Source organism: Sphingobacterium sp. WM, from assembly GCF_029542465.1.
Taxonomy (GTDB): Bacteria; Bacteroidota; Bacteroidia; order Sphingobacteriales; family Sphingobacteriaceae; genus Sphingobacterium; species Sphingobacterium cellulitidis.
This window is the reverse complement of record NZ_CP120709.1, coordinates 1,065,483-1,088,994: the sequence shown is the minus strand read 5'-3', so window position 1 is coordinate 1,088,994 and position 23,512 is coordinate 1,065,483. Positions and strand designations below refer to the sequence as shown.

Annotated in this window: 23 protein-coding genes; 14 read left to right on the top strand and 9 right to left on the bottom strand. The window is 38.3% G+C overall.

The window, feature by feature from the left end:
* Positions 1 to 36 precede the first annotated feature (36 nt).
* The gene (locus PZ892_RS04690) at positions 37 to 1,260 is read right to left on the bottom strand and encodes an MFS transporter (protein WP_277712202.1); all 1,224 of its coding nucleotides are present in this window, start codon (positions 1,258 to 1,260) and stop codon (positions 37 to 39) included.
* Between the two features lie 92 nt (positions 1,261 to 1,352).
* On the opposite strand from PZ892_RS04690, the gene PZ892_RS04685 reads away from it, so the two are divergent.
* From PZ892_RS04685 to PZ892_RS04650, 8 genes are all read left to right on the top strand, one after another.
* Complete coding sequence (locus tag PZ892_RS04685; RefSeq protein WP_277712201.1) at positions 1,353 to 1,874, top strand: DUF4442 domain-containing protein; 522 nt, start codon at positions 1,353 to 1,355, stop codon at positions 1,872 to 1,874.
* 11 nt (positions 1,875 to 1,885) lie between these two features.
* Positions 1,886 to 2,311 carry a hypothetical protein gene (locus tag PZ892_RS04680; protein WP_094280896.1) on the top strand — a complete coding sequence of 142 codons (426 nt, stop codon included), beginning with the start codon at positions 1,886 to 1,888 and terminating at the stop codon, positions 2,309 to 2,311.
* A 14-nt stretch (positions 2,312 to 2,325) separates the two neighbouring features.
* Positions 2,326 to 2,970: an SCO family protein gene (locus tag PZ892_RS04675; RefSeq protein WP_277712199.1), complete on the top strand. Its 645-nt coding sequence runs from the start codon at positions 2,326 to 2,328 to the stop codon at positions 2,968 to 2,970.
* Complete coding sequence (locus tag PZ892_RS04670) at positions 2,970 to 3,395, top strand: cytochrome c (RefSeq protein ID WP_277712197.1); 426 nt, start codon at positions 2,970 to 2,972, stop codon at positions 3,393 to 3,395. Before PZ892_RS04675 ends, PZ892_RS04670 begins: the two co-directional genes overlap by 1 nt.
* 479 nt (positions 3,396 to 3,874) lie before the next feature.
* Positions 3,875 to 4,453 carry a TetR/AcrR family transcriptional regulator gene (locus PZ892_RS04665; protein ID WP_094258859.1) on the top strand — a complete coding sequence of 193 codons (579 nt, stop codon included), beginning with the start codon at positions 3,875 to 3,877 and terminating at the stop codon, positions 4,451 to 4,453.
* Between the two features lie 5 nt (positions 4,454 to 4,458).
* Entirely contained in the window at positions 4,459 to 5,790 is a 1,332-nt protein-coding gene (locus PZ892_RS04660) for a TolC family protein (protein ID WP_182499389.1), read from the top strand.
* A 46-nt stretch (positions 5,791 to 5,836) separates the two neighbouring features.
* Positions 5,837 to 6,994, top strand: a complete 1,158-nt coding sequence (locus tag PZ892_RS04655) for an efflux RND transporter periplasmic adaptor subunit (protein ID WP_277712196.1) — start codon at positions 5,837 to 5,839, stop codon at positions 6,992 to 6,994.
* A 26-nt stretch (positions 6,995 to 7,020) separates the two neighbouring features.
* The gene (locus PZ892_RS04650) at positions 7,021 to 10,191 is read left to right on the top strand and encodes a multidrug efflux RND transporter permease subunit (RefSeq protein ID WP_277712195.1); all 3,171 of its coding nucleotides are present in this window, start codon (positions 7,021 to 7,023) and stop codon (positions 10,189 to 10,191) included.
* Positions 10,192 to 10,327: 136 nt separating this feature from the next.
* On the opposite strand, the gene PZ892_RS04645 is transcribed toward PZ892_RS04650, so the two are convergent.
* The 4 genes from PZ892_RS04645 to holA form a co-directional block, all read right to left on the bottom strand.
* Positions 10,328 to 11,101 carry a CDGSH iron-sulfur domain-containing protein gene (locus PZ892_RS04645; RefSeq protein WP_182499387.1) on the bottom strand — a complete coding sequence of 258 codons (774 nt, stop codon included), beginning with the start codon at positions 11,099 to 11,101 and terminating at the stop codon, positions 10,328 to 10,330.
* A 74-nt stretch (positions 11,102 to 11,175) separates the two neighbouring features.
* Positions 11,176 to 11,328: a hypothetical protein gene (locus PZ892_RS04640; RefSeq protein WP_277712194.1), complete on the bottom strand. Its 153-nt coding sequence runs from the start codon at positions 11,326 to 11,328 to the stop codon at positions 11,176 to 11,178.
* Positions 11,329 to 11,442: 114 nt separating this feature from the next.
* Positions 11,443 to 12,009, bottom strand: a complete 567-nt coding sequence (locus PZ892_RS04635) for a hypothetical protein (protein WP_182499385.1) — start codon at positions 12,007 to 12,009, stop codon at positions 11,443 to 11,445.
* Positions 12,010 to 12,014: 5 nt separating this feature from the next.
* Positions 12,015 to 13,022 (bottom strand): DNA polymerase III subunit delta, encoded by a 1,008-nt coding sequence (holA, locus tag PZ892_RS04630; protein WP_277712193.1) that lies wholly within the window; start codon positions 13,020 to 13,022, stop codon positions 12,015 to 12,017.
* A gap of 72 nt (positions 13,023 to 13,094) precedes the next feature.
* Between holA and PZ892_RS04625 the strand changes: the two genes are divergently transcribed.
* The 6 genes from PZ892_RS04625 (at position 13,095) to PZ892_RS04600 (ending at position 18,633) form a co-directional block, all read left to right on the top strand.
* Positions 13,095 to 13,565 (top strand): type I restriction enzyme HsdR N-terminal domain-containing protein, encoded by a 471-nt coding sequence (locus tag PZ892_RS04625; RefSeq protein ID WP_094255053.1) that lies wholly within the window; start codon positions 13,095 to 13,097, stop codon positions 13,563 to 13,565.
* Between the two features lie 42 nt (positions 13,566 to 13,607).
* Complete coding sequence (gene clpP / locus PZ892_RS04620) at positions 13,608 to 14,306, top strand: ATP-dependent Clp endopeptidase proteolytic subunit ClpP (RefSeq protein ID WP_094255054.1); 699 nt, start codon at positions 13,608 to 13,610, stop codon at positions 14,304 to 14,306.
* Positions 14,307 to 14,311: 5 nt separating this feature from the next.
* On the top strand, positions 14,312 to 15,562 hold the full coding sequence (gene clpX, locus PZ892_RS04615; RefSeq protein ID WP_094255055.1) for an ATP-dependent Clp protease ATP-binding subunit ClpX: 1,251 nt from the start codon (positions 14,312 to 14,314) through the stop codon (positions 15,560 to 15,562).
* A gap of 68 nt (positions 15,563 to 15,630) precedes the next feature.
* The gene (locus tag PZ892_RS04610; protein WP_277712191.1) at positions 15,631 to 16,470 is read left to right on the top strand and encodes an AMP nucleosidase; all 840 of its coding nucleotides are present in this window, start codon (positions 15,631 to 15,633) and stop codon (positions 16,468 to 16,470) included.
* Positions 16,471 to 16,517: 47 nt separating this feature from the next.
* Complete coding sequence (locus tag PZ892_RS04605) at positions 16,518 to 17,882, top strand: pyridoxal-phosphate dependent enzyme (RefSeq protein WP_277712190.1); 1,365 nt, start codon at positions 16,518 to 16,520, stop codon at positions 17,880 to 17,882.
* A gap of 46 nt (positions 17,883 to 17,928) precedes the next feature.
* Entirely contained in the window at positions 17,929 to 18,633 is a 705-nt protein-coding gene (locus tag PZ892_RS04600; RefSeq protein WP_094255058.1) for an FkbM family methyltransferase, read from the top strand.
* Positions 18,634 to 18,695: 62 nt separating this feature from the next.
* On the opposite strand, the gene PZ892_RS04595 is transcribed toward PZ892_RS04600, so the two are convergent.
* From PZ892_RS04595 to rseP, 4 genes are all read right to left on the bottom strand, one after another.
* On the bottom strand, positions 18,696 to 19,001 hold the full coding sequence (locus tag PZ892_RS04595; RefSeq protein ID WP_094255059.1) for a septum formation initiator family protein: 306 nt from the start codon (positions 18,999 to 19,001) through the stop codon (positions 18,696 to 18,698).
* 210 nt (positions 19,002 to 19,211) lie between these two features.
* A complete protein-coding gene (gene eno, locus PZ892_RS04590; RefSeq protein ID WP_094255060.1) occupies positions 19,212 to 20,510 on the bottom strand; it encodes a phosphopyruvate hydratase in 1,299 nt (432 codons plus the stop codon).
* Positions 20,511 to 20,807: 297 nt separating this feature from the next.
* Complete coding sequence (gene carA, locus PZ892_RS04585) at positions 20,808 to 21,908, bottom strand: glutamine-hydrolyzing carbamoyl-phosphate synthase small subunit (protein WP_094255061.1); 1,101 nt, start codon at positions 21,906 to 21,908, stop codon at positions 20,808 to 20,810.
* A gap of 291 nt (positions 21,909 to 22,199) precedes the next feature.
* Positions 22,200 to 23,510 carry an RIP metalloprotease RseP gene (gene rseP / locus PZ892_RS04580; protein ID WP_277712188.1) on the bottom strand — a complete coding sequence of 437 codons (1,311 nt, stop codon included), beginning with the start codon at positions 23,508 to 23,510 and terminating at the stop codon, positions 22,200 to 22,202.
* Between the last annotated feature and the right edge of the window lie 2 nt (positions 23,511 to 23,512).

Genomic DNA, 23,512 nt, shown 5'->3' with positions numbered 1-23,512 from the left:
GCCCCGGTAGAATTGATTAATTTTAAATTCGGTTCCTTACTCTTCAACGTAATCCAAATCCTTATCAAAACTTTCTTTGAGTCTTGTCAAAGCAAATATGGCGATAAAGGAAAGCAGAACGATCATAATCATTGCCGCATAAATTATTCCTACCCAGTTTACCAGCACACCATATAATAAAGTTGATGGAATTAAAGCTCCCCTAACAAAGTTAGGTGCTGTGGTAGTAACTGTCGAACGGATATTGGTTCCAAATTGCTCGGCTGCAATCGTGATAAATGTCGCCCAGTAACCAACCCCCAATCCCATCAGAAAGGCTAACCATAGAAATTCATTTTCAGAAATCCCTTGTCTTGTCAGATAGATACAGGAGAATAGCAGAATCAAAATCTGATAAATAAACACCACTTTACGTCTGGATTTAAAAATCTGTGCCATCCAGCCTGCCAAAAAATCACCTAATGAGATTCCCAGATAAGTAAACATTACTCCCTTCCCTGCACTTAAAGTGGTTTGAGCATTTAATGCCTGACCAATCTCTGGAGCCTGAGTCACCAAGACACCCACTACAAACCAGATCGGTAGACCTATACATAAACAATATAAATACCTTCGGAATCGAGGCCCATTATTAAACAACATGGAAATCTTTCCTTTTTGCACTGACTTATTCTCCAAGGAAGAAAACATGCCCGACTCCAAAACGCCCACCCGCATAAAAAGTAATAGGATACCCATCCCCCCGCCTACAAAATAGGCTGTTCTCCAACTAAACCATTCAGAGATAAAATAAGCCAGGATGGCTCCCAATACACCTACACCAGCAACTATCATGGTTCCATAGCCTCGTTTCTTCCGATGCATGGACTCAGAAACCAAGGTAATCCCTGCTCCGAGTTCGCCCGCTAATCCTATCCCTGCAATAAACCGAATAATACCGTAGGTCGTCACATCTTGAACAAAGCCATTGGCAATGTTCGCGATAGAATATAACAGGATGGAACCAAATAAGACCTTTAATCGACCGTATTTATCCCCTAAAACACCCCAAATTATCCCTCCAATCAGCAATCCTCCCATTTGCATATTCAATACATACTCACCTTTGGTACGCATTTGATCGGCAGCAACGCCTATATCCGTAAAGGATTGAATCCGTACAATCGAAAAAATAATGAGATCATAGATATCCACAAAATAGCCTAACGCGGCTACGAAAATTAATATCCAAACATTCTTATTGGCATCCTTAGGGTTCATAATTCAGGAATATTTATTGAATATAAGGCTCAGAATCTTTTATTACAATAGAAGGATGTTATTTCTTAGAAATTAACTGTACTTTTACGCCCATGAAAGTATCTCCAAATACTTTAAAATGGGGCTTGCGATTATACCCACCATTTTTCTTCCAACGCATTTGGGTGCGGAAGATTTTAGATAATTTCCTGGGCGCAGAGGTTAAAATCAATAGAAGTCTGCTCAATATTAATTCTAATAAAACCATATTTGGAGGAACGATCTTTTCCGCTATCGATCCATTCTACCCTATCCTTTTGGATCAATACTTCAAACATCAAGGAATTACGAGGACAGTAGCTTGGTTAAAAACAGCGCATATTGATTATATAAAACCGGGAAGGTTTGACCTGGAAGTCAGTATTAAATTAAACCAAGAAACCCTGGACGAAACCTTGAGAACCATTAAGAAAGAGGGAAAAGTCGTACGAACCTTTCAAACGCAGGTCTTCGATAAACATGGTACATTATGCGCGGTAGCTCATAATGAAATCTATATCCGTGACCTCGACTTCAATTTTGAATCATTAAATCCTTCTCCTACTCAAACTGAGAAATCGAGTATTGAACTATAATTTAATTAATCATGAAAAAATTAATCGTATTAAGTGCAGCAATTTCGTTTGCTTTTGTTTCTTGTCAAAACAAACAAGTGGAAAACAAGGATCAAAAACTTTCTGAGCAAGCTATTGCTATACATGATGAAATCATGCCTCAAATATCGCAATTCGACAAAACAACGGTCGTTATTGATTCTATCATCACGAACTTGGCAACCATCAAAACAAGCAAAGCCGATTTAGATACTGCAAAAACTCGTGTTGAGTTGACCAATCTAAAAGATAGCATCGAAGATGCAACCGACCATATGATGACTTGGATGAAAGATTATGACGCCATGAATGAGGATGAAACCTACCAACAAAAGGAGGTAGATAAAATTACATCTATGAAAAAACAATTTGAACGCGTTTCGGAACAAATTAAAACTTCATTAGCAGCATTTAACTAAAATCCCTTATTCCAATGAAAAAGTATTTAGGCGGAGTATTAGCAGTGGCTTTAGGTAGTACCTTATTATTTTCTTGCGGACCAACTGAACGGAAACTTCCCATCTATGGCGAACGTTCTCCTGTTGAAAGAGAAGTCGATGGCAAAAAAGTCGTAGATACCATCTACCATACGATTCCAAATTTTTCTTTTTTGAATCAGGATAGCACGACTATCACCCAAGATTTTTTTAAAGATAAAATCTATGTCACCAACTTCTTCTTTACGCATTGTCCGAGTATCTGTCCGACGATGCAACGTAATTTGTTGAAGGCCTATGAAAAATATAAAGGCAATGATAAAATTGTCTTCCTTTCCCATAGCATTGATTTTAAATACGATCAACCATCCGTACTTAAAGACTATGCTACGAAGTTAGGAGTAGACGATGATCATTGGCAATTTGTAACTGGTAGCAAAGCCGATATTTATGGCATTGCTGAGAAATACATGGTTTACACCAAGGAAGATGCAAATGCTCCGGGGGGTTATGACCACCAAGGTTATTTAGTCATTATTGACCCTGAGAAAAGAATTCGTGGTGCCTATGACGGTACCAATGATGAACAGGTCAAACAGTTTTTGGAAGATCTTGATGTTATTCTAGCGGAATATAAATAATGATTAATCGCTTCACTTTCGGCACAATATGCCTCGTTTCCATGCTTTACCTCTTGTTTTCATGTAATTCAGACTTAAGTGTGGAAACGATGCAATATGCTACCAATGGTCAAAAACTTTATGTCAAGCACTGTCAAAACTGTCATGGTGCCAATGCTGAGGGATTAGGTAAACTCTACCCCCCACTAACCGATGTTCAGTACTTAAATGAAAATCGAAGCAAACTCGCCTGCATTGTAAAAAATGGAATGTCCGGTGAAATCAAAGTCAACAATGTCACCTATAATCAACAAATGCCTGGAGTACCTGAACTCTCAGCGGTTGATATCGCTTATGTTCTTACTTATGTCACCACCTATTTTGGTGATAGTAAAACACATTTCAAGAAAGAAGAGATCGAAGAATTCTTAAAGAATTGTAAATAAAATTATTCATCTCGGTCAATAACTTTTGGGCTCACCAAAATCAAATCTCTCCTAGAGAAAAATATTCTTTTTTTCAACCTAATTTTTCCATTAAAAATTTTAGAAATTTGGTCTTTAGACCTCAAGAAATTTTATTTTTTTCAGCATTTAATCTTTTGAAGATTCTTGATCAGGCATTGATCAAGATCAATTGAACTCTTCTTTTCACCTCCTGGAAACACCCCCCCCTTCAACCCCTCATTATCAATACTTTAACTCAATTCCTATAAAAAGAAAAAGGTTTTCAAACGGGGAGAATGAAAACCTTTAATAACCAATTATAAACCTAAATTATGATACTACAAAGGTAAGTGTAAAAACTACACCAGTCAAGAGTAATTTGAATATTTAACAATTTGTTAACATTGGAATAAATTAATCGCCATTATAACGAATACGTGACAAAATTAGCGTAAAAAAAAGCCTACATTTGCAACCGAATGAACATTCAATTGACAGAAAAAAAAGAGCAGATATTTATTAGCACATTAAAGCTTATCAATATTCATGGGTTCCACGGATCCCCGATGAGTAAAATTGCTAAGGATGCCGATGTAGCAGTAGGCTCGATCTATCATTATTTCCCGTCTAAGGAGGATTTGATCTTAGAATTATACTGGTATTGTAAAGAAAAACTTAATAATAAAGTTTTTTCAATCGTCAACCCTACATTCGCATACGAAAAACGATTCAAGGAAATCTGGAGAAACTTAGTCCTGTACTATTTGGACAACTTAGACCACTTCGGATTTTTAGAACAATTTTATGGCTCACCTTTCTATGAAGGTATCCGAAGTAATCTTTTCCAACAAAAATCAGAAAGAAACGTTCTAATGCATTTTTTGGAGGAAGGGGTACGCTTAAAACATTTAAAAGATTTAAATGTTCGACTATTAATATCAGCCTATCTAGGAGTCGCTATCTCCCTGGTTAGAGGCAGTTTATATGAAAAAACAAAACCTACCGACGAAGAAATTGAAACCATGGTAGAAATCATTTGGAACGGGGTTAAAAAATAATATATATGAATTTTAAAATTAAGGACTTAGTAGTATACCTTTCCTTCACTGCGATCTCTGTAGGATCTGTATTTGCCCAAACGACAAATAACCTTAACAGTAATGCCACATTGGATGAATTAATCCAATATGCCTTGGAAAACAAAATCGAAATCAAACAAGCAAAGATTGATCAGGAAATTGGTGAACGTGAAATTGCTTCTGCCCTTTCTGGATGGTTTCCACAAATCAATGCCAATGGTAGTCTAACCCATTTTCTGCAATTACCAACAGCCAATATCAATGGTCAAAACATTGCAATGGGTCAGAGCAATACTTCCGCATTGACTTTTCAAGCTGATCAGGCAATCATTAACCCAGGCTTGTTCCAAGCAAATAGAGCTGCCAAATATATCAGACAACAAAATAATCTAAGTGTAGAAGACACCAAGATCAACACCGTTGTTGATGTCAGCAAAGCTTATTATGATATCTTGACCAGTGAGGAACAAATCAATATCATTCAAGAAAATATCGCTCGTCTGAATAGACAGTACACCGAAGCAAATGCACGCTACGAGACTGGTTTAGTTGATAAAACAGATTATAAAAGAGCGCAAATCTCATTGAATAATGCGAAAGCGGAATTGAAAACAGCCCTAGAGTTTAGAAAATATAAATATGATTTTCTAAAAACATTGCTCGGCATGAATCCTAATAATGGTTTGACGCTATCTTTTGAAAATCAAAACATGGAATCCAATGTCTTAATGGACACGACTGAAGTTTTAAATTTCAATAACCGCGTTGAACTTAGACAATTGCAGACTATCAAGGATATCCAGAAATTAAATACCCAATATCAAAAATGGCAATTCCTTCCTAAACTAGGAGCTTTTGCAAACTACGGACTTAACTATAGAAACAATACGTTCTCAGATTTATATTCAGATAATTTCCCACAGTCTAGCATTGGACTAAGCCTGACCTTCCCTATTTTCCAAGGTGGAAAGCGTATTCAGGAAATTAGAAAATCTGAATTGCAAGAATCCAGAATTGATATGGACATCGAAAATTTGGAAAACCAAATTGGTGCTCAATACTCAGCAGCGATGGCAGCTTACCGCGCAAATATGAACGAATGGAGAAATGCAAAGGAAAATGTTGAGTTATCCGAAGAGGTTTATAACACCATCAAATTACAATATGATGCAGGGGTAAAAACTTACCTGGAATTAATGACTGCAGAAACAGACTTGAAAACCAGTCAACTGAACTACTTGAACTCTCTGTATGCCGTATTATCTAGTAAGCTAGATATTCAACAAGCTTTGGGTACCGTTCAAATTAATAATTAAGATTACAATCAACCGCAACAAAATATACAAGAAATTACGACACAATATGAATACGACTCGTTTATTTTCCACGATACTTTTAGGCTCAGGACTGTTTTTTACAGCATGTGGCAACAAAGAAGGCGCAAAACAGCAAGGTGGTCCTGGTCAGATGCAAGCTCAAGCTATGCCGGTTACCATGGCTGTTGTCCAACATGAAATTGTTTCCGGTCAACACAGTTACCCGGCAAACGTAGTACCTCTTCAAGAAACTGAAATCAGAGCTGAGGTTTCTGGCTATATTACCAGTATCAATGTAGCTGATGGTGCTTTTGTGAGCAAAGGACAGAAGTTATATGAAATCGACAGAGTTCGTTATGCTGCTGCTGTAGATCAGGCAAAAGCTAATCTAGAAATCGCAAAAGCCAATTTAGCTCGTGTTGAAAAAGACTTGCAACGCTATCAAACATTAGCAGAAAAAGATGCGATTGCTAAACAAACATTAGATTATGCATTTACCGATGTCAATAATCAAAAAGCACAGGTTCAAGCAGCAGAAGCTGCTTTAACTACGGCTAGAGTCAACTTACAACGTTCAAACATCGTTGCTCCATTCTCAGGAAATATTGGTATTTCACAAGTTCGTACAGGAGCTTTAGTTTCTGCAGGTACTACATTATTGAATACCATTAGTTCGACTAACCCGATTGCTGTAGAATTCCAAATCAATGAAAAAGAAATTATGGAATTCAGCAACCTTCAATCCGGAAAGGCGAGCACAGAAATTAACTTAACACTTCCTGATGCTAGTACCTATGGTTCGCAAGGCCGCATTTCAACAATCGACCGTGCCGTAGATCCGCAAACAGGTACATTGAAGGTGAGAGCAACATTTGATAATCCGAACAATACCTTACGCGCTGGAATGAACTTAAACTTAAATGTTGTGAGTACTTCCAAAGAAGAAGCCGTGGTAATTCCTTACCGTGCGATCTTCGAGCAATTAGGTTCCTTCTCTGTTTACACCGTTACAGATAGTAATACAGTTGATTTGAAACAAGTAAGCTTAGGCCAGAAATTAGGCGATAGAGTGGTGATTTCAAAAGGTGTTAACCCAGGTGAGAAAATCGTCGTTGACGGAGTTTCATCTTTGAAACCAGGTGCAAAAGTAGTGGATAAAGCAACAATGACTCCACAACAACCACAAGCTCAACCAAAAAAATAAGTGCTATTCCTATAAAATATTAAAGAATGATCTCAGAAGTATTTATAAAAAGACCGGTAACGGCGATGGTGGTCTCCATTTTGATCTCGATCATTGGGGTTATCGCCATCACAACCTTACCAATCAGTCAATATCCCAATATTGCTCCGCCTACGGTTTCTGTTTCAGCAACCTATACTGGTGCGGATGCTCAAACTGTAGAAAAAACAGTAACAACGCCTATTGAGAGCCAGATCAACGGTACTCCAGGAATGATTTATATGAGTTCCAACAGTACCTCCGATGGTGGATCTAGGATTACAGTAACCTTTGAAGTAGGTACAGATATCGATATCGCGACGCTGGATGTTCAGAACCGTGTGAGTATTGCTGAACCCGTATTGCCAGAGGCAGTTCGTCGTTTAGGGGTAACCACTCGTAAGGTAAATACGGATATCTTAATGATGGTATCCTTGGTATCTCCAGATGGTAGCCGTGATATCAATTTCCTATCCAACTACATTAACTTATACCTAAAAGACGCTTTATTACGTGTTCCAGGTGTGGGTGATGTGCAAGCATTTGGACAACCATTTGCTATGCGTGTATGGTTAGATGCTAATAAATTAGCAAATATCGGGATGTCACCAGCAGATGTAAACACTGCGATTCAGGAGCAAAACTCGCGTATGCCGGGTGGTTCCGTAGGTGCTCGTCCGCAAGAAAACATGCAGGTATTTGAATACCCTATTGTAATGGACTCCGATTTGGAAGAAGTTGACCAGTTTGAAAACATTGTTGTAAAAACTAATGCTGACGGATCCATTGTTTTATTAAAAGATATTGCTAGAGTTGAATTGGGACAATTTAACTATGGTATTACCAATAAGGTGAATGGAAATACGGCTTCAGGTATGATGATTTCCCAGACACCTGGAGGAAATGCGGTACAAACAGCTGACGGAATTTACGAAACCTTGGAGGAATTGAAAAAATCATTCCCTACTGGTGTTGATTATGTTGTAGGTTATGAAACTGTTTCGGTGGTAAATGCATCCATCAGCTCCGTAATCCACACCTTGATTGAAGCCTTGATCTTGGTAACCTTGGTGGTATTCTTCTTCCTTCAAAGCTGGAGAGCAACCTTGATTCCATTATTGGCGATTCCAGTATCCATTGTCGGTACGTTTATATTCTTTACGATGTTTGGATTCTCCATCAACAACTTGACGATGTTAGCATTCGTACTCGCCATTGGTATTGTGGTGGATGATGCGATCGTTGTGGTGGAAGCCGTCCAGCATTATATCGACCATTATAAGATGGATGCGAAAGAAGCAACCATGCGTGCGATGAAAGATATTACAGCGCCGGTAATTGCGATTGCATTGATCTTGGCAGCCGTATTCGTTCCGGTAGGATTTATCCCAGGGATGGTAGGTAAATTGTATCAACAATTTGCGATAACCATTGCTGTATCCGTAATGCTTTCTGCATTTATTGCACTTTCCTTGACGCCAGCACTTTGTTCAATCATGTTGAAACCTTCTGCAACAACGAAGGATTCTAAAGGCTTGAACAAGTTCTTCTATAAATTCAACGTTTGGTTTGATAAAGTGACTTACAGATACTCCAAAGGGGTAAAAAAAGCCATTAAATCAGCACCACTGGTATTAATTATCCTGGTATGTATTTTCGTAGGTACAGGCTGGATGTTCAGTGCCAAGAAAGCCGGATTTATTCCAAACGAAGATGGTGGTATCTTCTTTATGGGGGTGAGTTTACCTGAGGGTGCTTCAAGTGCCCGTACAGAAGAGGTATTGACCGAACTTACCAATGATTTAAGAGAGACCTTCCCAGAAATCAATTATGTGACTTCCATTAATGGTATGAACTTATTGAACCGTTCAGCAAAACCGAATGGTGCATCCCTTTTCGTTTCCTTGAAACCTTGGGATCAACGGGAAAAAACAGTTTCAGAAATCACAGGAGCTATCATGGGAAAATATCGTGGATACTCTAAGGCAACAGTTATTGCGGCAACTCCGCCTCCAATTCCTGGTTTAGGTACAGCGGGTGGTTTTACCATGGAGATCCAGGATAGACAAACCGTCGACATTAAGGACTTTGAAGCAATGGTAGGGCGTTTCCTTGCTGCAGCTAATCAACGTCCGGAAATCGGAATGGCTTATACCCTATTCAACAGTAATTCACCAAACTATAAGTTACAGGTGGATCGTGAAATGGCTAAGAGAATGGGGGTTCCTGTTTCCAATATATATAGTACGATATCTTCTTATTTAGGTAGTAGTTATGTGAATGACTTCACCAAATACGGACGTAACTTCCGTGTAGTAACGCAGGCTGATACCAGCTACCGTATGCATATTGAGGATATCAATAAATTATATGTGAAGAATGTACAAGGACAACCAGTTCCTATTTCAAACTTGGTAAGATATGAATTGACGACCAATCCTTCGATTGTAAACCACTTTAATATCTTCCGTTCGATCCAATTATCCGGTGAAGCTGGCCCAGGTTATTCTTCGGGTGATGCAATCCGTGCATTGGAGGAAGTAGCAGCTCAAACATTGTCTGATGGATATTCTTATGAATTCTCAGGATTGTCTTTGCAAGAGAAACAATCGGGTAGTAAAACAATTCAGATCTTTGCGCTCTGTATCCTGTTTGTATTCTTGTTATTGGCATCCTTATACGAAAGTTGGTCTGTACCATTCTCGATTTTATTATCGGTACCATTGGGTATTTTCGGTGCGATCCTAGCCTTGACCTTGTTACCAAAACTAGATAACAATATTTATGCTCAGATTGGATTGGTTACCATTATCGGTTTGGCGGCGAAGAATGCGATTCTAATCGTTGAATTTGCCAAGGAACGGGTCGATATTGGAATGAACCTGGTCGAAGCAACCTTAGATGCTGTAAAACTTCGTCTTCGTCCGATTATCATGACCTCCCTAGCCTTTATCTTAGGTATTATTCCTTTGATGTTGTCAACAGGTGCAGGTGCAGTTTCCAGACAGACTATCGGTTGGACAGTATTTGGCGGTATGACCGCAGCAACTTTCCTTGCTATCTTTATTGTACCTGTACTATTCGTGGTGATTACCCGAATGGCTTATGGTAAAAAGAAATTAGCTGAACTAGAAGCTAACTTCGATGAAGAGAAAAAGAAAAGTTTAAGTGCGCACTAGTAGTAGTTAACTCCATAATTTCAAAGGCTCGTTCAATATTGAACGAGCCTTTTTATTTTTTGCTTTACTTCCAAAATCCAGAGTCTTCTTTTCTCGGATTTATTGCAAATAGTTAGTGTGATTCCAATTTATTAACCTAATAAACCTCTCCATCTGGATTTGGCTGTTTATCTAATCCATCCTGAAAACCCATGGATGCATGTGTTCCATCACAAAATGGTTTATTGGACGATTGTCCACAGCGACATAAGGTTTGTCGATTCCGAACTTCATAATATTTACCATTAGCACTCTTCAGGGGAATCCCTCCCCATAATGCCAAAGGTCCCGCACAACTGTTAGGCATATCCTCGACCAATCCCACGCGAGGTTTGATATCCTTATCTTCAATTGGCTTTCCTCCATCCCAGACGATTAATCGACCTGCTGGACAATGATGAGCCATGGATACACTTAATTCTATGGATTCATGATTCGCCTCCATCACCTCATTCCAGATCCGCTGCCCATTATCACAAAATCGAGCAAATGCACATAATTTCTCATCATCAGATAAGGAAACTACAGGTCCTTCAATAATTTCGGCAGTAACGAATTCCGGTTTGAAGGTCGCTGTCTCGGTTAGATCAACCCCATTTTCTCGTGCTTTCAAATGGGAATTATCACAATAGGGTTTGTTTTTTGAAAGGCCACATCGGCATAAGTAGGTGTCGGTATCCTCTGCTTTAAATTCTTTCCCCTCCTGATAAGCGATTGATATTCCAGCATTATTAGCGATGATAAACTGTTGAATAATCTGGGCTTTTCCATGTAAAACATAAGGCCCATCCTTGGTCACTTCAATAGAAATGTCTTCCTTATTCAACTCCGTTCCTAATTGAATATCAAGTTTATCTTTTTCTAGTTTCATGTGATTGAATCTTATTGGGAACATCCCCTATTAATGGATAATATAAAATCCATTCCATTTGTTTTTTGAAGACCTCAATAAGTACCTTTCAACATAAGGTCAAATTCGATATTACGCCGGACTTTCGCCGGACCTTGTTCGAAATTTTCCGGCCAATGTCCGGAGAAGGTCCGAAGAAAGTCCGGCAAAAATCCGGTAGTAGGACGAATTATTCTTGAATTTTTCATGAATTAGTATACAATAAAAAAAGGTCCTCCATCTGTATTTTAGAATGGAGAACCTTTTAAAAAAAAATTTTATCCTAACTAGTAGTCGGGATCAATCTTATGGATTAGAATATCTTATTTCAACATAATCCCTACAGAGAGGTTGATATGTTGGTGGGTAAAGTTGGATTCATAGAAATTTCCGCGTAATTGTTGGATTGCATACGTTGCGGAAACGGTAAACTTTGTTTTGCGAATAGAATCATACAAATAGAAAAATCCCATTTTCCCCATAAATCCTCTATCATAAACTGGACCTATACTTGGAGCATAACCTACATTGGCTAAAGCTCCTACTTTGGATACCAAACCAAAATCCATAAAAGGCAATCGACCATCAATAAAGATTGGGAATAAATTACGGTCGTATTTGATCGTCCTTACATCTTCATTCGCAGTGTTAGCTGATTTAGAATAATCTCCGCGAAGCGTTTCATTTCCTAGTCCTAAACCTAGAAATGCTTTTTCATTCAAATTCCTTCCAAAAATAAAATGTAATGAATAACCATTGAAACTACCTTCGTATTTAGGAATTTGAACTCCAATATTTCCACCAGCTTGGATCACGGTATAATAGGTATTTTGTCCAAAGCCTAGATGGCCAAGCAAGGACAGGCATAACACAGCAAGTAACTTACGCATAAGAATTAGTTTAAGATTTTATAGATCAATTCGGTCAAGAGGTCTCCGGATTCAGTAAGATGACCAACATTCATTCCTTTGGATTTCAGATCGAATTCCTTGATGAGGTGAATAATTTCGAAGGTCTTCCTGCGGTTGAAATTCCGGGCAGCATATTCATATTCTTTCACAAAGAAAGGATGAACTCCGAGTTGCTTGGCCGCTGCAGCCGAGGATTTATCAGGAAGGTAATGGTATTTTAGAATTTTGGTAAAGTAAGTCCCCAGAGATCCTATCACTACAGGCATGGGGGTACTTTTTGGATTTGCAGCAAAATAATCAACGATTTGAAAAGCTTTCAAGGCATTCCGTTTCGAAAGAGCAGTATTCAGTTCGAAAACATTGAAATCCTTACTGATACCAATATTCTGTTCCACATCCGTGGTTGTAATTTCTTTATCAGCTGCAATATTCAATTGCAGTTTTTCGATTTCATTGGCAATCTTAGAAAGGTCGGTTCCCAGATATTCGGCCATCAATGCCGCAGCTTGAGGATGTAGTTTCCGACCGGAGGCTTGCAACTGTTCGCTGATCCATGCCGCAACTTTATCGTCGTAGAGCTTATTTGACTCAAGGACTACCCCTGCTTTTTCCAACAATTTGAAAGATTTTTTCCGTTTGTCAAACTTGCTGTATTTATGTGCAAAGACTAAAACAGTCGTTGGTGTTGGTTGCTCAAGATATTTTTGCAACAAATCGTCATCTTTCCATTTGAGGTTTTGGGCTTCCTTGACCACGATTACCTGATGATTGCTCATCATGGGATATCGTTTGGCCATACTGATAATATTTGAAAAATCAGTATCCTTTCCATAGACGACAGATTGGTCGAATCCTTTCTGGGCATCATCTAGGACAGAATGTTCGATAGCATCGGAAATCAGGTCAATAAAATAGGGTTCTTCACCATGCAACAGGTAAACGGGTGCTAGTTTTTTTTTCTTGATATCTGATAATATGGTTTGGACATTCATGCTGTACGAAAGTACGAAAATTGATAGACTTTTGGGAGTTGGAAAAGGTTGGAAAATTTCGTAATTTTGTAAATGTTTAGACCAGTTCCTTTGAACTTACCGCCCTTTCCGGCAAAAATCAGCAAAAAACAGGATCAGTATTACATTTTCGACGAACTGCGGAAGAAGCATCTGTTGTTGACACCGGAGGAGTGGGTACGACAACACTGGGTAAGTCATTTGAACAAGCATTATCAATATCCGATGGCATTGATGAAGATCGAGGGCGGATTATCCTTAAACGAGTTACAAAAGCGCAGTGATTTGGTAATTTATAACCGCGAGGGATCACGCGTACTTTTGGCAGAATTTAAGGCTCCATCTGTCAAAATAACAGAAAAAGTCTTCGAACAGATCGCAAATTACAACAGTATTTATAAAATTCCCCTTCTTTTAGTCAGTAATGGAATTGAGCATTATTATTGTAGAATAAATTTCGAGCAGGAGAATTTCACATTTATAACGGAACTGCCATCTTTTAATCAGGAAGATTTTGGATATTAAAATAAATATTATATTAGTAGTTTAAAGACAGAAGGACACACAATGAATATAGATAAGAACGAATTTAGAAAATATGCGATTAAGCATCATAGAATTGGTAGCCAACATGTAGATGGTTATATTTCTAGGTTACAACAACAGATTCCGAGCAACTTGACACCTTATATTATTGAGGAGCGTCAATTGAATGTAGCTCAGATGGACGTTTTTTCACGCTTGATGATGGATCGTATTATCTTTTTAGGAGATGGGATCAATGATCAGGTTGCTAATATCGTTCAAGCGCAGTTGTTGTTTTTACAATCGACTGATGCACAACGCGACATTCAGATTTACATTAACTCTCCAGGGGGTAGTGTATATGCTGGATTAGGTATTTATGATACCATGCAATATATTTCTCCGGACGTTGCGACTATCTGTACAGGTATGGCGGCATCCATGGGAGCGGTATTATTAGTAGCGGGTGCAAAAGGTAAACGTGCTGCATTACGTCATTCACGAGTTATGATCCACCAACCATCAGGCGGTGCACAGGGTGTTGCTGCGGATATGGAGATCAACTTACGTGAGATGTTGAAATTAAAAGAAGAATTATATACGATTATTGCTGATCATTCCGGCCAGACTTATGACTGGGTTGAGAAGTCATCAGATCGTGATTATTGGATGCGTGCCGCTGAAGCCAAAGAATTTGGTATGATAGATGAGGTATTGCTACCTAAGAAAGAAACAAAATAAAAACAATGAGTAAATCGAACAATAGAGATATCCATTGCTCATTTTGCGGAATCAGTAAAAATGAGGCGCAAATGCTTATTGCGGGTGATGGTGCGCATATCTGCGACAGATGTGTGCAACAAGCTGGGGAGATTTTGGCGGAAGAGCTTAAGCAACGCAAGAATAAATCTATTCAAACTGCTCTTAAATTAATCCGTCCAAAGGAAATCAAAGAACATTTGGATCAGTATGTGATTGGCCAAGATGATGCGAAGAAAGTTATTTCTGTAGCGGTTTACAATCATTACAAGCGTTTAAACCAACGTATTGATTCGGATGAGACTGAGATTGAGAAATCAAACTTGATTATCGTTGGAGAAACCGGTACAGGTAAGACCTTATTGGCTAAAACCGTTGCCAAGATTCTGAATGTACCATTTTGTATCGTAGATGCAACGGTATTGACAGAGGCAGGTTATGTAGGTGAGGATGTTGAGAGTATCTTGACGAGATTGTTGCAAGCAGCGGATTATGATGTTGCTGCAGCAGAACGTGGAATCATCTATATTGATGAGATCGACAAAATTGCGAGAAAAAGTGATAACCCATCCATTACTCGCGATGTATCTGGTGAAGGGGTTCAACAAGCTTTATTGAAGATCTTGGAAGGTACGAATGTGAATGTTCCACCTCAAGGTGGTCGTAAGCATCCGGATCAAAAAATGATCTCGGTAAACACCAGCAATATATTATTTATTTGTGGTGGAGCTTTTGATGGTATTCAAAAGAAAATTGCAAACAGATTGAGAACTCAAACTGTTGGTTATAAAATGAAAGATGAAGATCAGGAAATCGACCTGAACAACTTATATAAATACATCACGCCGCAAGATTTGAAAAACTTCGGTTTGATTCCAGAGTTGATTGGTCGTCTACCTGTATTGACGCATCTGAACCCATTGGATAAGGAAACATTATTGAATATCCTGACCAAGCCAAAAAATGCTTTAGTAAAACAGTACATTAAATTGTTCGAGTACGAGGGCGTTAAATTATCATTTGAACCTGAGGTTTATGACTTTATTGTCGACAAGGCATGGGAGTTTAAATTAGGGGCTCGAGGATTACGGAGCATTTGTGAGGCCATTATGCTGGACGCGATGTTTGAGACGCCGAGCAATAAGGAAAACACAGAAGACAAGACCTTGCAGATAAGTTTGGATTACGCAAAGAACAAATTTGCCAAGACGGACTTTAAAAAATTGCAAGTTGCATAAAGACCTAAACCCTCGCCTACGTTGCGAGGGTTTTTTGTATTATTAGATTATTAAGAAAGGATGAAATTATGACTAAAAAGAAAACTGAAAACCAAGAGAATATCCAAGAAGTTAACTCCCCTATTAAGGCAGGATTAAAAACCAAAGAAGATATTGTGAACAATTGGTTGCCTAGATATACTGGAAGACCTTTGAAAGAGTTTGGTGAATATATTTTATTGACAAATTTCAGCAATTACGTCAAACTATTTTCTCAGATGCATGGGGATGCTCCTATTCTCGGAGAGGATAAACCTATGCAAACTTGTACAGCGGATGGCATTACCATTATTAATTTTGGGATGGGTTCACCGGTTGCTGCAACCGTGATGGATTTACTGACTGCCATTCATCCAAAAGCGGTATTATTCTTAGGGAAAACAGGTGTCTTGAAAAAGAAAATTGATGTTGGGGAATTGATATTGCCGATTGCAGCCATTCGTGGAGAGGGAACTTCCAATGATTACTTACCAGCAGAGGTACCTTCCTTACCGGCCTTTGCCTTGCAGAAAGCAATCTCTACGACCATTCGCGATCACTCCAGGGATTATTGGACCGGAACGGTTTACACAACCAACCGTCGAGTTTGGGAACATGATAAGCAATTTAAGAAATACCTGAAGAGCATCCGTGCGATGGCTGTCGATATGGAAACAGCGACCATCTTCTCGGTGGGTTTTGCGAATAAAATTCCGACAGGAGCTTTATTGTTGGTCTCTGATCAGCCGATGGTACCAGAAGGTGTAAAAACTGATAAATCAGATGTAACAGTAACCAAATCTTATGTGGAAACCCATGTAAAAATTGGTATTGATGCCTTAAAGCAATTAATCAATAATGGATTAACGGTAAAACATCTGAAGTTCTAAAAAATATCTACTTTTGTGGTAGACAACAAACAGACAGAAATTCACCTATGTGGTATAACAACATTTTAGAAACCATTGGGAACACTCCCTTGGTTAAACTAAACAAGATAACGCAAAACTTAAAGGGCACTATATTAGCCAAAATTGAAACCAGCAATCCTGGGAATTCCATTAAGGACCGTATGGCTTTGAAAATGATCGAAGATGCGGAGGAAGCAGGACTCTTAAAACCTGGAGGTACCATTATCGAAGGTACTTCAGGAAATACCGGGATGGGATTAGCCATGGCGGCAGTGGTCAAAGGTTATCGTTGTATATTCACGACTACGGATAAGCAGTCGAAGGAAAAGATCGATGCTTTACGTGCATTTGGTGCTGAAGTTATTGTCTGCCCGACAAACGTTGATCCGGAGGACCCTCGCTCCTATTATTCTGTTTCAAGCCGTTTGGAGAAAGAAGTTCCAAACGCATGGAAGGCAAATCAGTATGATAATTTATCCAATTCCAAGGCTCATTATGAGCAAACGGGACCAGAGATCTGGGAGCAAACGGAGGGTAAGATTACACACTTGGTTGTAGGCGTAGGAACGGGCGGTACCATCTCAGGAACAGCAAGATACCTCAGAGAAAAGAATCCTAATATTAAGGTTTGGGGTATAGATACCTATGGCTCCGTCTTCAAGAAATATAAAGAAACCGGAATTTTTGACAAGAATGAAATCTATCCATATATCACAGAAGGTATTGGGGAAGACTTTTTGCCAAAAAATGTGGATTTCAGCCTTATTGATTTATTTGAAAAAGTGACTGACAGGGATGCGGCATTAATGACGCGTGATTTAGCCAGAAAAGAAGGAATTTTTGCTGGTAACTCTGCGGGAGCTGCAGTTGCAGGACTAATGCAATTAGGACAAGACCTTAAAGAGGATGATGTGGTTGTGGTTATTTTCCATGATCATGGATCTCGCTATATGGGTAAAATGTACAATGAAGATTGGCTTCGTGAACGTGGGTTCTTAAAAGACGAAAAGTTGACTGCAAAATCCATCTTGAAGAAGCGTGGTGAGCAAGCAATTATTACAGCTGATGCAAACCAAACGGTCTTGGAGGCTTTCAATACCATGAAGTCTTTAAATATCTCTCAGATTCCTGTAACACAACAAGGCATGGTCATCGGAAAGGTTACTGAATCTGATATCCTGACAGCCTTATTGGAGAATCCATCCTTAAAATCCTCAGCAGTGGAAGACATCGCTACCAAGCCATTTCCATTTGTGGATTTAAATACCTCCATTGATAAAATATCTGGATTGATCAACAAAGATACGCAGGCCGTATTGGTGGAAGATGAATTAGGTAGGATCAATATCATAACACAATATGATATAATTAATGCCATTTCAGAAGTTTAGGTTTTTTCCATTTTTTGGGTATATTTAAAATTATCTACCAAAAAGAATGGAAAGAAACGACAAACTTAAAAGATTAGAATATTGGGTAAAAGCACGTATTGGCAAGATAGCATTTATTGACGTTGAAGAAAAACGTGCTAAGGAATGGTATGGTAATGGTTATGGTGGTTTTTATGTAGACCCTAGCCTAGTCCCTGACAATGCGATAGTTTATTCCTTTGGAATCGGAGAAGATATTTCCTTTGATAAAGCGATTATAGCAAAGCATGGCTCGAAGGTGTTTGGTTTTGACCCGACGCCCAAATCCATCAATTATGTTCGCAATAATGAAACCCCGGAGCAGTTTTATTTTCATCCTTATGGCTTAGGTGAGAAAACCGAAATGGTAACTTTCCACTTGCCCAAAAACAAGGATCATGTATCAGGAAGTGTATACGACCATAGTCTAGTTAATGAGAAGGATTCTGTGGAGGTTCTTTTAAAGGATTTTAACGAGATTGTAAAGGATTTGGGGCATACACACATAGATGTCCTAAAAATGGATATAGAGGGCTCAGAATACGTTGTTATGGATGGTATTTTGAATTCAGGAATACCAATCAAACAGATACTGGTTGAAACCCACGAGCGGTTCTTCGAGAATGGTAAAGAAAGAGGGAAGAAGTTTTTTAAGCAATTACATGATCATGGTTACAGGATCTTTGCTATATCAGACACCTATCAAGAAATATCATTGGTAAAAAGTCATTAATACTAGAAGGATAAACTTATTTATACACAAAAAAGAGCTTGGAAATAATCCAAGCTCTTTTTTTAGTTATTTTCTGGAGCATCTATTTCGGTAAGGATATAGACATCTTCATGGTCTTTTTTCATTTTATATTTTTCGCGGGCAATCCTTTGAATTTCACTTTGATTGAACTGCACGTCTTTAATGGATTGGGAAATGCTTTCAATTTCGTTGGTATAGTATTCCTTTTCTTTTTCCAGCTTTGTTTTTTCTGTTTGAAAATTATACTGGGTAGTAATATCGTAACGGTCGAAAAAGCACATCCAAACAATGAAAGCGACTCCGGCGATTAGATATTGATTACGAATAGTATTAATAAAGCGTTCCATAGGCTCAACCAAAGAAATTTAAATTCGGTTAAAGATAACTATTTTAGGATGAACAAAACAAGGATAGAACAAGGATTGTCAAATAATTAAATTAACCTATGTGGAAAAATAATCCTATCATGAAGATGATGTATCCTAGGTAGGTAAAAAGCGAATTTATTCCATAAAAAAAAGGAACCGATTGGTTCCTTTTCCTATTTAATATGATAATTATTTTTTCGGAGCGTATTTAAAATCTTTTCCGATGAACTTAGCGTTGTTGCCTAATTCTTCTTCGATACGCAATAATTGGTTGTATTTCGCGATCCGGTCAGAACGAGAGATAGAACCAGTTTTGATTTGACCACAGTTTAAAGCTACTGCTAAATCTGCGATTGTAGTATCTTCAGTTTCTCCAGAACGGTGAGACATTACAGAAGTATAACCGTTTGTTTGTGCTAAGTGAACCGCATTGATTGTCTCAGTAAGAGATCCGATTTGGTTAACTTTTACCAAGATTGAATTTCCGATACCTTTGTCAATACCTTCTTGAAGACGTTTTGTATTTGTAACAAATAAATCGTCACCAACTAGTTGAACACGGTCACCGATTTTCTCAGTTAACAATTTCCAACCTTTCCAGTCATCTTCCGCCATACCATCTTCGATAGAGATAATTGGGTATTTAGCAGTTAATTCAGCAAGGTAATCAACTTGTTCCTCGATAGTACGAACTGCACCGCCTTTACCTTCGAATTTAGCGTAGTCATATTTTCCTTTTTCGAAGAATTCTGTAGAAGCACAGTCTAATGCCAAGCAGATTTCTTTACCCGGTTTGTAACCAGCTTTTTTGATCGCTTCAAGGATAGTTTCAATAGCATCTTCAGTACCTTCGAAAGTTGGTGCGAAACCACCTTCGTCACCTACAGCAGTAGATAAGTTACGGTCATGAAGGATTTTTTTCAAGCTATGGAATACTTCAGCACCCCAACGTAAAGCTTCAGAGAAAGATTCAGCACCCACTGGCATGATCATAAACTCTTGGAAAGCGATAGGAGCATCAGAGTGAGCACCACCGTTTACAATGTTCATCATTGGCAATGGAAGTGTATTTGCATTTACTCCACCGATATAACGATATAATGGTTGACGGCTTTCTTGAGCTGCTGCTTTAGCTACTGCTAAAGAAACCCCTAAGATTGCGTTTGCACCTAATTTACCTTTGTTTTCAGAACCGTCTAAATCGATCATTAATTTATCGATTGCATTTTGTTCAAATACGTCAACACCTTCTAAAGCTTTAGCGATTTTAGTATTTACGTTTTCAACAGCTTTCAAAACACCTTTACCTAGGTATTTCTTTTTATCACCGTCGCGTAATTCTACAGCTTCGTGTGCACCTGTAGAAGCTCCTGAAGGAACTGCTGCACGGCCAACAAAACCGTTTTGCGTTGTTACATCAACTTCTATTGTAGGATTTCCGCGCGAATCTAAAATCTGGCGCGCATGTACGTCAATTATCAAGCTCATTTTATCTGTGGTTTATTTAAATATCTTACTTAGTGTATTTAAGACACTAATATAGCAATAATTCTTTCTTAATCAAAAATATGAAAAAATCTAAGTCATTCGCCTTATTTGATAGAAAAATTACCACCATCGAGGAAATAATATTATTAAAATCATAAATATTAGGGAGCTAAGGTCTAAGGAATTATTTCGATACCTTCCAACCGTAACATCTGTATTGCCATAACACTGGAAAATGAAGGATAAAAAAAAGGTCGCATCCTTGCGGATACGACCTTTTCTAAAATTTTATATTATTTATGATTTTACCATGGCGATAAAATCATCGAATAAATATCTAGAATCGTGAGGACCTGGAGAAGATTCTGGGTGATATTGTACCGAGAATGCATTCTTACCTTTTACACGAATACCTTCAATAGAGTTATCATTTAAGTTTACGTGAGTGATCTCAACTTTATCTGATTTTTCAATATCCTCAGCCACTACTCCAAAACCATGGTTTTGAGAAGTGATCTCACATTTATTAGCGATAATATTTTTTACAGGGTGGTTGATACCTCTGTGACCATTATGCATTTTTTGCGTTCTGATATCATTTGCTAATGCTAAGATTTGGTGACCAAGACAAATCCCGAACATTGGTTTATCAGCAGCTAAAATATCTTTCACGGTTTGAATAGCATAATCCATTGCAGCCGGATCACCAGGACCATTAGAGATAAAATAACCATCAGGATTCCACTCCTGCATTTCCGCGAAGGTAGTTTTTGCTGGGAAAACCTTAGCATAAACTTGACGCGAGTCGAAATTTCTCAGGATGTTCTTTTTGATACCTAGATCTAATACAGCGATACGTGTAGGAGCACCTTCTTCGCCATAATAATAAGGTTCTTTCGTTGAAACTTTAGAAGATAGTTCTAAACCATCCATAGAAGGAACTTGAGCCAATTGCGCTTTCAATGCATTCTCATCTAGGTTCTCCGAAGAAATAATCGCATTCATAGCACCTTTACTACGAATATGGCGAACTAAAGAACGCGTATCAATATCTGAGATACCGACCAAATTTTCTTCTTCAAAATAGTTTTGGATGGATTGATCAGCCATTTTACGGCTGTAGTTAATGTTGTAGTTTTTACAAACTAAACCTGCAATCTGAATTTCTTTAGATTCTTCATCTGCATCATCGATACCATAATTCCCGATATGCGCATTGGTTGTAACCATGATTTGTGCATAGTAGGAAGGATCTGTAAAGATCTCTTGGTAACCTGTAGTTCCAGTGTTGAAACAAATTTCACCTGTGGTAGTACCGATTTTACCTGCGGCTTTACCATGAAAAACTGTTCCATCCTCTAGGACTAAAATTGCTGGCAATTTGCTGTAGTTGGTCATTCTTATTTCTAGTTAAAACGTATTCACTAAATTAATGATTGATTTTCTTAACACCCAAACATAAAAAAAGCCCAAACGGGCTAACAGATCAATTAATATATTGACGAGAAGTAGAAACTACTTTTTGATTCGCTATCGGGTAGAAGGTCTCTTTCATTTTTATCGGGAGACAAAGGTACAAATTATTTTAATTTGCAAACAATTGTTTTTTATAAATTATCTCAATTCCTAATACACGATAAAGCCCCAAGATGTTTTACACCTTGGGGCTTTTCTTTTATTTTATTGGAATTACTTCGTCAATTTGAAAATATCATTTCCAAAGACAAAGATCATTAAGGCCACAATGATAAAGAAACCCACAATTTGAGCTTTCTCCAAGAACTTGTCACTTAATGGTTTTCCTTGAATCATTTCTACTAAAAGGAAGATCACATGTCCCCCATCCAGTGCTGGAATAGGTAAAATATTCATAAAGGCTAAAGCCATAGAAAGCATACCTACCAAGCTCCAGAATTTAACCCAGTTTACCTCTGTACCGAACATGGTTGCAATCCCTACAGGGCCAGATAATGCCTTGTCAGCACGAACCTCACCTTTGAAGATCTTACCAAAACCCTTGATATTATCCGTAATAACCGAGAATGCTTTGGCAGTACCAATAGGCAAGGATTCCATAAATCCATATTGATATTGAACAACTGGTAGGTTAGAGAAACCTAATACCGAGGAACTATCAGCTGCTGCCTTAAGAACCATCGGGCTTCCCTTACGAACTACATCCAAGGAAACTTCTTTATTTTTGTTGGCTGCTAATTCTGATTTAAACAGATCCAATTGTTGTACTTGCACGCCATTGATAGATACGATGCTATCTCCTACCTGCAGTCCCATTTTATCCGCACGACTTCCTTTTTCCACCAAAGTGATTGGAAGCATCTTGAACATAGGTTGAACCAATTCATTTTTCTTATGTTCAGAAACATCATTCAGGATATCTTTAGGCAAAGTAATATCCAATTGTTGCCCTTGGCGTTCAACTGTCAATACCGCATCCCCCATCAATACATCAGAAGTCAATAAGTCCTGATAGAACAAGTTTGCTTTTTTACCATTTACGGCTAGGATTTTATCACCTTCTTTAAGACCAACTTTTTCACCGATAATACCTGGTTTTACCCCATATAACTGGGTATTGTTTAAGTCAGTTGTACCATACTTGAAGGTCAACATCCAGAAAACAATAATACCTACAATCACATTGACGATAATACCACCAAGCATGACAATCAATCTTTGCCAAGCAGGTTTAGAGCGGAATTCCCAAGGTTGAGGTTCGCCTTTCATTTGCTCTGTATCCATCGATTCATCGATCATACCTGCAATTTTCACATAGCCCCCTAATGGTAACCAGCCAATACCGTATTCACAGCCTTTATAATTGAATTTGAATAATTTTACACCCCAGGCATCAAAGAAAAGATAAAACTTCTCCACCTTGATTCCGAATGCTCGAGCAGCTAAAAAGTGCCCAAGCTCATGCAAGATGATTAATAATGACAAGCCTAAAAGTACTTGCCCAACCATGATTACAATTCCCATCT